This is a genomic window from Citrobacter sp. W9 (assembly GCF_026719375.1).
GTDB lineage: Bacteria > Pseudomonadota > Gammaproteobacteria > Enterobacterales > Enterobacteriaceae > Citrobacter > Citrobacter werkmanii.
Map to the genome: position 1 here is coordinate 1 of NZ_JAPPTE010000043.1, position 10,903 is coordinate 10,903.

Annotated in this window: 10 protein-coding genes and 2 pseudogenes; 4 read left to right on the plus strand and 8 right to left on the minus strand. The window is 43.5% G+C overall.

The window, feature by feature from the left end; genetic code table 11:
- Nucleotides 1–123: 123 nt before the first annotated feature.
- The 5 genes from gmtZ to OOJ59_RS27280 form a co-directional block, all read right to left on the minus strand.
- Complete coding sequence (gmtZ, locus tag OOJ59_RS27260; protein WP_048242292.1) at nt 124–2,151, minus strand: gamma-mobile-trio integrase GmtZ; 2,028 nt, start codon at nt 2,149–2,151, stop codon at nt 124–126.
- Entirely contained in the window at nt 2,151–3,608 is a 1,458-nt protein-coding gene (gene gmtY / locus OOJ59_RS27265; RefSeq protein ID WP_016807536.1) for a gamma-mobile-trio recombinase GmtY, read from the minus strand. The genes gmtZ and gmtY overlap by 1 nt, the downstream gene beginning before the upstream one ends.
- 151 nt (nt 3,609–3,759) lie before the next feature.
- Nucleotides 3,760–3,948 carry a hypothetical protein gene (locus tag OOJ59_RS27270; RefSeq protein WP_007372207.1) on the minus strand — a complete coding sequence of 63 codons (189 nt, stop codon included), beginning with the start codon at nt 3,946–3,948 and terminating at the stop codon, nt 3,760–3,762.
- Between the two features lie 35 nt (nt 3,949–3,983).
- Complete coding sequence (locus tag OOJ59_RS27275) at nt 3,984–5,174, minus strand: hypothetical protein (protein ID WP_009652915.1); 1,191 nt, start codon at nt 5,172–5,174, stop codon at nt 3,984–3,986.
- Between the two features lie 112 nt (nt 5,175–5,286).
- The gene (locus tag OOJ59_RS27280) at nt 5,287–5,685 is read right to left on the minus strand and encodes a hypothetical protein (protein WP_016241897.1); all 399 of its coding nucleotides are present in this window, start codon (nt 5,683–5,685) and stop codon (nt 5,287–5,289) included.
- Nucleotides 5,686–5,845: 160 nt separating this feature from the next.
- Here OOJ59_RS27280 and OOJ59_RS27285 point away from each other — a divergent pair, with 160 nt between their 5' ends.
- The 4 genes and pseudogenes from OOJ59_RS27285 to OOJ59_RS27300 all read left to right on the plus strand — a co-directional run.
- Nucleotides 5,846–6,352: a hypothetical protein gene (locus OOJ59_RS27285; RefSeq protein WP_007372203.1), complete on the plus strand. Its 507-nt coding sequence runs from the start codon at nt 5,846–5,848 to the stop codon at nt 6,350–6,352.
- A 468-nt stretch (nt 6,353–6,820) separates the two neighbouring features.
- Nucleotides 6,821–7,069 (plus strand): annotated as a pseudogene (locus tag OOJ59_RS27290) (transposase); the annotation flags it as partial.
- 64 nt (nt 7,070–7,133) lie between these two features.
- Nucleotides 7,134–8,285 carry an IS30-like element IS30 family transposase gene (locus tag OOJ59_RS27295; RefSeq protein ID WP_001254932.1) on the plus strand — a complete coding sequence of 384 codons (1,152 nt, stop codon included), beginning with the start codon at nt 7,134–7,136 and terminating at the stop codon, nt 8,283–8,285.
- Nucleotides 8,286–8,297: 12 nt separating this feature from the next.
- Nucleotides 8,298–9,191: pseudogene (locus tag OOJ59_RS27300) on the plus strand (IS3 family transposase); the annotation flags it as partial.
- A 152-nt stretch (nt 9,192–9,343) separates the two neighbouring features.
- Here OOJ59_RS27300 and OOJ59_RS27305 read toward each other — a convergent pair.
- The 3 genes from OOJ59_RS27305 to OOJ59_RS27315 form a co-directional block, all read right to left on the minus strand.
- Nucleotides 9,344–9,769, minus strand: a complete 426-nt coding sequence (locus OOJ59_RS27305) for a hypothetical protein (RefSeq protein WP_016241518.1) — start codon at nt 9,767–9,769, stop codon at nt 9,344–9,346.
- A gap of 13 nt (nt 9,770–9,782) precedes the next feature.
- Nucleotides 9,783–10,211 (minus strand): hypothetical protein, encoded by a 429-nt coding sequence (locus OOJ59_RS27310; protein WP_032155219.1) that lies wholly within the window; start codon nt 10,209–10,211, stop codon nt 9,783–9,785.
- 133 nt (nt 10,212–10,344) lie between these two features.
- The gene (locus tag OOJ59_RS27315) at nt 10,345–10,659 is read right to left on the minus strand and encodes a hypothetical protein (RefSeq protein WP_009652923.1); all 315 of its coding nucleotides are present in this window, start codon (nt 10,657–10,659) and stop codon (nt 10,345–10,347) included.
- Nucleotides 10,660–10,903: the final 244 nt, after the last annotated feature.

The window sequence follows — 10,903 nt, forward strand, 5'->3', positions numbered from 1 at the left end:
TCAGGGGAATAGTGTTTCCGGGGAAGTCTTTCTTTAGCGCGCATGAGGTGTCCACCTGCAAAATAAGTGGGTGCTTAAGTTACAGGATCCTGGATTCGGGACCAGACGGTACTCAGACGACGCTTACAGTGCTTCTAGCTCACCCTCGATTTCAACCGATAGGTTAGCCGCTTGGTGCGCCTTGTAACTAAGTTGATTAAACTGAGCGTTAAGCGCTGGCAGGTATCGCGCCTCAGTAATAAACCAACGGCAACGAATGCAGTTTTCAGGGCCATGCGGTACGCTGCCATAGATGCGATTAACGGCAGCACTTGCATCTCTAATCAACTCACCACCGTTCCAGCACCCGCCCAGCGTACTGACTTCATCGGATTTTACGGTGTTGCCTCCGACCAAACATAAGCCAGCTGAACGCTCCTCCCAGCCGATGGGATTACGGTTAACTAATGCCGCCTGAATGCTATCTTCTTTGTGATAGACCATTTTGCATTGAATTTGCGCTAGTGAGGCATCTTTGAGGAAGTTGCGCACTGATTGCTTGGCTTTACCCTCAAGCTCCCCCTCGGCTTCACTCATTTTTTCCGCCATCACGGACGGGGTAATTTTGTTGTAGTAGATGGTCATTAGGATACGTGAGTGCCCTGCCAGTAGTTTGGATATGACCGGTAGTGGCAATTGGGTATCCATCGTGTAGGCAGTTATCAGCGATACACGCAAGCTGTGCAGGGGGAAATTTGTGGCAACCTTAGCGTTTTCTGGAGTGTCTTCTGGGTAATCCACAACCAGTTTAAGTCGCTCTCCATTATCAAGCGTATTACCTTGCTCAGCGAGCTGGTTTTCCAATTCCAGTAACAATTGATACCAGAAAGGTGCTATATTCGCAGCCCCACAAATTGGTTTGTATTTATCTTCTCCTTTCGCTGACGCATCCCGAAACAGAAAGGCGATTTCACCCATGCTTTCTAACTGGGTTTGTGACTTATGTTTGCCAATATGTTTAGTTAACAGCGTGGTGCAGTCTGTCGGTTTCACTATAGGGTTGTATTTTTCCTGCCAGTTACGCAGTTTTTCCAGCCAATATAATACTTCCTCATTCTGCCAAGGGATGATGTAGCCCCGCTCAAGTTCGTCTTTATTTTGGTCAGCGGTTTTGTTGGTGTTGATATATAAACCTGTGGAATACTGGCCTGTCATGGTGTCATGGATACGGCGAATGATGCCTTTACCAAAAGGGCGTTTTTCGCTACCGAGCGCAAAGTCATGCTTGTCATTGAGCTTCCAACGACCGCTTTCATAACGCCACGTATCCGCTTCACCACTGTCTAACATACGCACTTGATAGGTGCGCAGTGGCAGATGCAGCTTCATAAATATAACCATCGCTTTGACAGGTGACCAGATTTGGTGGAGGGTGATTCTTTTATTATCTCTAGTCACCTCTTTGGTACGCCACACACAATCGGGGTCAGATTTGTCAATCAAGTCAGGCTCAACTTCAAACCAATCGCCACCTGATTTCCTTTGCCCTGCCTGCTCTTGTGCCCATGTCCAATGCTTGAAATGTCGGTAGTGATAGCTAGGCAGTAACGACTCGCCTTGTGGTAGGTTTTGCTCAATCACCGTCAGTTCCGCTTTATCTGGCAATGGACACAGAATTTGGCGCAGGTCTTGGATGTAACGATACGGAAGTGGGTTACGCACGGTTTCAGTGTGTGATTGTTGCCTCTTAATTTTGCTCAGCGGATTGCGAACCAGTGGCATTAAGTTGCCGCTATCATCTTCTTCAGATAGATGATGCTCAATGACGTAATTAATGAAGTCACCGAGGTGGTTGATAGATTTTGATACTTTGACGGGGTCGTTAATAGTTTTTCTCACAGTAGCTTCTAGCTCTTCAGTGGAGCAGATATGGCCATTGTAGCCCTTGAAAAACAGACCAATATCAGTTGCATAGGGAGCGCACTCCAACAGGTAGGACTCAAAAAAACGGCTCAACGCGGAAAGCTTGTGGTCAACCCCCACATGCTGTGTCGCCATCCACTCAGCGGCTAATTCCTGCCATTGCTCCCACTCAGGGCCAAGGGTGGTGAGCATCCATTTAAACGTTAAGTCCGATGTACGCCCGTCATGTTTCTTGACTTTTTTTGCCATTATTTACCTCGTAATTTCGGATGCTTGCCTGTGAAATAGCCTTGCGGGTCAATATCGTCAAAACCGTGCTCGACCAACTCTTTCCAATCTAGCGATTTTACTTTGGACTCAGGATTTGCCAGTTGTAGCGTGGCCTTGTTGAGTTCATCGGAAATTTCCTGCTGCCCTTTACCTGTGTAGGGAACTTGAGACTCCAGTGATTTATGGTGCATACATCGTCGTATCACCAACGGGTTAAGTCCTGAACGCTCTAAGCGTCTGCCATAACTATGACGATGACCGTGCGGGTCGAACCCTTCCGATTTGTTTGGCTCTAAGCCAATGCGCCTTAATCCCGCCGCATAGCTTTGGTGAAACGCATTCAAAGTGTATGGGTTTCCAAGGGCGCTGTGATGGAATGAAATGAACGCATAGGTGTGATGGCAGTCAATACTGGCTCGATATTTTTGGTATCTCTTCCACAGTGACATAAAAACCTTGCCATAATCCGTTGGAAACCACTGAACTTGTATGTAGTTATCTCGATGGTCTACAACTCTTGTTTTCCAGCCAACGTATGCCGTGCCTTTCATTCGTTTGCGTGGTATACGAGCGTATTTTTCTTGTAAATAGGCTTCTCTGGTTTTTGTCCCTGAGCGACTACGCCAACCTTCGGGTGCTTTACCATCGACTTCGTTGTAAATTCGAACTATCGCTTTTTCAGGGTCATACGGATCTTCAAGTACATCAGTCACCCACAGCATAATAGCTTCGCTTTCACGCAAACCGCCACCGTGCATCAAGAGCAGCATAAGCTTATCTCTCAACGCAACTCGTGGATCTTTTGCTCCGCCAATACCATCTTTATAGAATGATTCCCAATGCTTATCTGGGAATGCTAAAGCATCGTCTTCGGCTTTCGTCAATGGAGTACGTCCTTTCATTGTGCGAGCTTTACGGATGGTTTTGTTAACGGTTTTATCTTCAATATGTCCAAGGAAGTCATTTTGGTTTTTTCGATACCAAGCAGCGTAATTAAGGCGTTGCTCATGAGGTGTGGCATCTCGCAAAGGGTTCATTGGCTCTGCGCCATGCTTGTTAGCCAGCCAATCAGTAAATGCCGTTAATCGATGAATATGTTTATTGACGTTATCAGTTGAGCTTGGCACCCAGTACAAGCCAGAGGGATCTAAACCATCTTCACCGATGGTGCCTGTGTAAAGACGCTTAGCAAAGGTTTGGAATAGCATTTTAGGATCTTCAAATAATCCTTTGTTGGCTTCCATGTAATCCAAGAGCAAAGAAGTGGCTTGTATAAAACCATTCATTAAAGCATTACTAGCACCATCAGCTTCCATCTTTAGCAAGTAATCGGTAACTGAACCAACTTCACCTTGTTCGGTGATCAAGATGGGGAGCTGACTTTTAATGCCAGTATTATCTTCTACGATAGTTGCTTTGACTTTAACCGATGACAAGGTTCATTCCTTTATACACGTTAAACATACAATACACTATAATTCTAAAGAGTTTATTGTCAAATAAAAAGGCAGATTTCTCTGCCTTAATACACAATATACATAGTTCAAGGTACTATATATAACTTAAGGGCGTTTTATTTTTGTGTGCTTATTTACCATCCGTTTCATCATCTACTTTCTGAGTCATGATTGGAGGCGGCGCTTCATTATCAATTTTCCTACGGCCTTCATCGCTGAAGAAGATTTTCCAGATAAAGTGCCCGACAAAAAGGATTCCGCATCCTATAATCAGCGCCCAGTCGAAAGTGTCAAATGGTCTGTTAAAATAATCAAACATATAGTTCTCCAGGGTAGAGTTCGTGACTAAGCCCGTTAAACGTTGTGTGGATAATTGCTCCACCAGACCGGGCAATGCAATTCATTGTTTTTTTCAGACCATCCGGCATCTATGAGTAATCTCTTCACAAAAAATGGCTGGTTTCTGAAGATATCTGTAGAAATTGATGTAGCTTTAATGACACTTCCTTTTTCACCAGGTTTTGTTGGTTTCTCGTAACGCGTTATACCGATATGCTGTAGACGTGACCTAATCGCGCCATCTGTCCTATTCATTTTCTTGGCAATCACTTCTATTGAACGATGCTCAGATAGAAGTGTAATTAAAAACTTATAGTTTCCACATACCCATTTGGCTGGTTTTTGTGGTTCTCTTTGGTTCCGTTCAGGCACTGATCTTTCCTTAATTTGTTGTGGTTTTTCACTATCACAATCAATGTCAGTTCTGGCCGGGTAATTTGAAATGGTTTTATCTGGTACGGTTTCATAGATAATTTCATTAAGCACTATATGCTTGCTCCACCAATCTGGGGCGGTAAGGTCGAATCCATCAATGTGCCAGCCGAATTCGATTAGTGGCAGGACATCAAGAAAACGTTTTTTTGATAATTTCGCAGAACTTATTTTTTTATTTAACCATATAACCGTACTAGATGAATCGTCTTCAGCGCCCACGGTAATCATTCCAAGCTCTATAAGTTGCTGAAGAGTGGATTGATGGCTTCTTAAGGTAAGCTCGGCAAGTGCCGTTTTACTGATACCATGTTGTATCGCCTTAAGTAAGACCCGAGTATCGTCAGGAGTCCACGGTTTACCGGTAATGAGGTGTGAAGATGTTTTCTTATGTAGCTGATCAGTATCCTCATCTTCGGGTACTAACAGGCTTGTGTTTCTTGTTCGCCACCATTCTGGAGAGTACAGAACATTTTCACCATTTATGCAGTGTGCTACCCATCCATTATCTAGCAGGGTTTTAAGAGTTATACCTGAAGCTGGTTCAGCCGGTGGCACTCTGATTGAAGAGTTAGGCTTGAGGGTAATTTCGTTAGGCTCGGAGAGATTTTCTCTTATGAGAAGGTATAAATCCAACTCGATACATCTTAACTGGATTATCCTTTCATTGTATCCAAGAATGGACGTAAGCGCTGCAAATGAGTAACCATCCTTAAGCCCTTTTATAAGCTTCAGATCTTCAGCTGGTGACCATGACGGTAATTTCTTCTTCATTCACTTGCCTTAGAGTGAACTAAATATTTCTGATATTACTTGTAAATCAATAATTCTTGAATCGAGAATGGGGGCGTTTTGAGGTGTATAAATCGCACTTAGACTCGACCATTTAGTATCCGTGGTTGAAGAGCTCCTCAACTCCAGCATTTACGACATCCTGGTTTCCAGGGATGTAACGTGGCCAGCCTTCTACCTCTTTGATGTTCTTAACGATAACTCCTTCGAAGCCAAATTGATCTGCCGATATATCAACAATATGGAATTCATCGTTGTTGGAGATCTCACACCAGTAATGACCGAACCCGCCATACATAGTGAATAACCCGCCGTCAGATTTCCCATCGCCACCTCTAATCACAGCTGATAACCCTTTGCTATGTGCCAGACGAGCTAATAGCAGACTGGCAAATAGGCATGTGCCCGTTGTGTCATCGGTATCACAGTCAGCGAGGATACCGTTCAGTAATGCCCGTGCTTCAGTCGCAACATCATTAATGAGGTTTTTCATCAGGGTTACTTATCGCAAATCGGTTTCAGGGGATTCTGCCAGACAGGCCGTAGCGTGACAATTTTTTATGACCCCAATAGGGGGCGAAATTAACGGGTCTTAGAATTTCGTCACCGATGAATGTTGCGTTAATCTTTTTTTATATAAAGAGGAGCTAACCATGAATAAAATGAAGTACAGTGCAGTATTGAATGAATGGAATTTTAAGTATGATTCTGCTGAAAGATTCGGTGACTCACACTTTCTTTATATCCATAATTTCATGAACGATCAGAGCCAGTTACTTGGTATTATCATAGCTGATTTTTTGAAGGTTCCTCAGATAGAACTTCTTCCTATTCAGACCGCCATAGATAACCTTGTAAGGTTATTAAAGGTTCAGACATCCAGGTCGTTAACGTCTGATGAGGGTGTTGATCTTGCTCAATTCCTCACTCAGTACCTCAGACAGACACAATCTTATGCTGCGGTTTCAAGTATGTGTCCGGTTGGTCAAAAGTTGAATTTTTTCCTGAACATCTACCCAAGAAAAGGTAATAAAGAGTTTTCTTTTCGATTATTCGCAATCACCACACTCAATGAAATTACAAGCGTGTCTGAATTTGTTGAAATGGCACATAGTACTCAACAAAGTGATCTGATTAATAATCCTGGTTATTTTGTTTGATTACTAAATAATTCCATATTGAAATCATTAACCATCACTTAACAGTGATGGTTTTTTGTTTTATTTCAATTATCTTTTTGTTCGATATGACTATCTGCTTTTTATAATCTGATTTCACTTACTATCATGCTGATACTACTAGGTAAAATGGTCGTGATGACTTTAATTCATGCTATTCCATTGAGATTTGTGTTTACAATCAATAAAAATATTGTTAATAAAATGTAATCCTTAACATAAATCAACATGGATATGGAACCTACACTACAATGGCAAAGAAAAACATACATCAGGAAGAGATTGTATTCGCGAAGAAACAGCTTGTTCTCCTTGCAACATTAAAAGGGAAGGTAAGTGAATTGATTCTAAAGTGGGAAGGGAACATTGGAGCTGAGACTCCTGACTTGAATCGCCACGGGTTTAACAGACACCTCAGAGTCATTTAAGATGGCTTAAAGAGAGGTGCCCATGAGCAGTAAGCGTTATCCCGAAGAGTTTAAAATTGAAGCAGTCAAACAGGTTGTTGATCGCGGTTATTCTGTTGCCAGCGTTGCAACACGTCTCGATATCACCACCCACAGCCTTTACGCCTGGATAAAGAAGTACGGTCCGGATTCTTCCACTAATAAAGAACAGTCAGATGTTCAGGCCGAGATCCGCCGTCTCCAGAAAGAGCTGAAACGGGTTACCGACGAACGGGACATATTAAAAAAAGCCGCTGTAGATTCAATTGGTCAACGCAACAGTTATGTGAAAACATGGGGTTGCGGAGGTTTTTTGAATGAGACGAACATTTACAGCAGAGGAAAAAGCCTCTGTTTTTGAACTATGGAAGAACGGAACAGGCTTCAGTGAAATAGCGAATATCCTGGGTTCAAAACCCGGAACGATCTTCACTATGTTAAGGGATACTGGCGGCATAAAACCCCATGAGCGTAAGCGGGCTGTAGCTCACCTGACACTGTCTGAGCGCGAGGAGATACGAGCTGGTTTGTCAGCCAAAATGAGCATTCGTGCGATAGCTACTGCGCTGAATCGCAGTCCTTCGACGATCTCACGTGAAGTTCAGCGTAATCGGGGCAGACGCTATTACAAAGCTGTTGATGCTAATAACCGAGCCAACAGAATGGCGAAAAGGCCAAAACCGTGCTTACTGGATCAAAATTTACCATTGCGAAAGCTTGTTCTGGAAAAGCTGGAGATGAAATGGTCTCCAGAGCAAATATCAGGATGGTTAAGGCGAACAAAACCACGTCAAAAAACGCTGCGAATATCACCTGAGACAATTTATAAAACGCTGTACTTTCGTAGCCGTGAAGCGCTACACCACCTGAATATACAGCATCTGCGACGGTCGCATAGCCTTCGCCATGGCAGGCGTCATACCCGCAAAGGCGAAAGAGGTACGATTAACATAGTGAACGGAACACCAATTCACGAACGTTCCCGAAATATCGATAACAGACGCTCTCTGGGGCATTGGGAGGGCGATTTAGTCTCAGGTACAAAAAACTCTCATATAGCCACACTTGTAGACCGAAAATCACGTTATACGATCATCCTTAGACTCAGGGGCAAAGATTCTGTCTCAGTAAATCAGGCTCTTACCGACAAATTCCTGAGTTTACCGTCAGAACTCAGAAAATCACTGACATGGGACAGAGGAATGGAACTGGCCAGACATCTGGAATTTACTGTCAGCACCGGCGTTAAAGTTTACTTCTGCGATCCTCAGAGTCCTTGGCAGCGGGGAACAAATGAGAACACAAATGGGCTAATTCGGCAGTACTTTCCTAAAAAGACATGTCTTGCCCAATATACTCAACATGAACTAGATCTGGTTGCTGCTCAGCTAAACAACAGACCGAGAAAGACACTGAAGTTCAAAACACCGAAAGAGATAATTGAAAGGGGTGTTGCATTGACAGATTGAATCTACAGCGGCGTACTTCGCAAAGCTGTCCGACTGAGGTACGCCTTTATCCGTGACAACACCTGTTGCTGGCCTGTTCGCCTGCTCTGTCGGGTGCTGGATGTTCATCCCAGTGGTTTTTACGCCTGGCTTCAGCAGCCGCATTCACAACGCCATCAGGCAGACCTGAGACTGACAGGACAGATTAAACAGTTCTGGCTGGAATCGGGATGCGTCTATGGTTATCGTAAAATCCATCTGGATCTGCGGGACAGCGGGCAACAGTGCGGAGTGAACAGAGTCTGGCGACTGATGAAACGTGTCGGGATAAAGGCTCAGGTCGGATACCGGAGCCCGCGGGCACGTAAAGGCGAGGCCAGTATCGTGTCGCCCAACAGGCTCCAGCGACAGTTCAATCCGGATGCTCCGAATGAGCGTTGGGTAACGGATATAACCTACATCAGAACCCACGAAGGCTGGCTGTATCTTGCCGTGGTTGTTGATCTGTTCTCACGCAAAATTATCGGCTGGTCCATGCAATCCCGGATGGCAAAGGACATTGTCCTGAACGCACTGCTGATGGCTGTATGGCGGCGTAATCCCCAAAAACAGGTGCTGGTTCATTCGGATCAGGGCAGTCAGTACACAAGCCATGAGTGGCAGTCGTTCCTGAAATCACACGGCCTGGAGGGCAGCATGAGCCGTCGCGGTAACTGCCATGATAATGCGGTTGCAGAAAGCTTTTTCCAATTGTTGAAACGCGAACGGATAAAGAAAAAGATCTACGGAACGCGGGAAGAAGCCCGCAGCGATATTTTTGATTACATCGAAATGTTTTATAACAGTAAGCGTCGGCATGGTTCTAGCGATCAGATTTCACCGACAGAATATGAAAACCAGTATTATCAACGGCTCGGAAGTGTCTAGATTATCCGTGGCGATTCAACTATCATCTTTTAATGAACCAACTTGAGTCAGTAGAAAAGCAAATATTTTCTAAGATTGGTGCTTGGAAAAAGACATCTTTGCTTTGAGTGTCAGTGAAGAAAAACTTTATGAACAAACTTAATCCTCCTGCTTTATGTAATTCTTTTTTTACCAGGGATTTCTAGGAGAATCTTAGTCCATAACCCATCTGTCATAAAATCAATTATCGAGTCTGATATCATGGCTTTATTTGCAATTCTTTGAGCAGTGTAAATTGCCTGACTTTTATCTTCGATAAAGATGCCATGAGGCACTAGACTAACATTATCTTCGGTTTTCCTTGCCCACATGCGGAGGCGGTAATCTATTATGTATTCGTCATACTCTATCCACAGATGAGGTCGAATTATCTGGCCAGTTCCAGCCAACGTTACTTCTCCAACGATGCGCTGGTGCGGTATACAGAATCTATCTAGCAGGCAACTTACAACCATAGTATGACCATCACATTCGAGTGGAAGTACATCATATTTATGTAACAGCTCGCAGACATAAGCAACTTCAGGGGTTATGAACATTTACGGCCTCATATTAGACGGGGAGGGTGCTTAATTGGTCATTAAGCCTAAGTGATGATGGAGCCCAGTAGCCGGAACCGCACATCCACCGTTCACCAGGAAATGAAAAACCCTCTCTGATAAGAAACTCCCTAAGTTCGGTGCTGATGACATTCTCAACCTTTAAGATGTAGTTATTTGTCTCAGCTGCTTCTTTTAATTTCGAGAGTAACTGTCTGAAAAATCCTTTGCCTGGGGTCTTCACTGAAATGGTTGCGACTACCAGTACCGACGAACCGAGGTATGACATTTTTCCCGTCCGGGCACGGATGTATAACTCATCTACTAACTGAAGACCTTGAACCTTCATTGATTTTGAATGAAAGATGCTTTTTTTTGCTTCAACCATTAAGTGAGTGAATGATTGAAGGATCTTATTGATGTCTCTGTCATGACAACTCATATAATCACCAAATTAAATCAGCATAATAAATTGCACAGTGTATAGCGTAACTTTTCAATAAAGTTGATGCTTTGAAATAAAAGCAACAATACATAATCTTTGTGTCTTATTGACTAAGGTTGTTATGTAATTATCAGAGGTTTTTAATCCTTTCTAAAGATGCTAGATATGCTTCATAGTTATCTCCAAATTTTTTCTTTGCCCGTCTTACTCTCATCTTTTCTGCCAGTTCACTCTTATGCTCGGTCTGGTATTTTTTATTGTTTTGGAGTTTTACACCTGCACCGGAACCGGCAGCATAATTTCTGTTTTTATCGCTAATGCACAACTTGCATTTACTTTTAAGGCCAAACTTACCCTTAAGTTCCTTACCGAATTCTTCGAAGGGTTTAACCTGATTGCATCCTTTACAGCGTTTGCACCCAGAGGGGAGATCTTCATTAGCCATGTCTAGTTCCAGTGGTTAAAGGTAATGAACTGCATTTTACTGCAAACAGGCACTTCCAACCATAAAATCGACTACTTAACCATAATTCAACATAAGGTTCATTAAGCGCACCAAGGTTGTAATGGCTCAATAGTAATGTCCGCCTGTGGCTCAATTCAGATGTCCGCGCTATGGTAAGCTTCACTGGTCCGTTTAAACTACCGGGAGGCATATCATGAGCGCAGAAAGCTCAGGAGTGTTTACT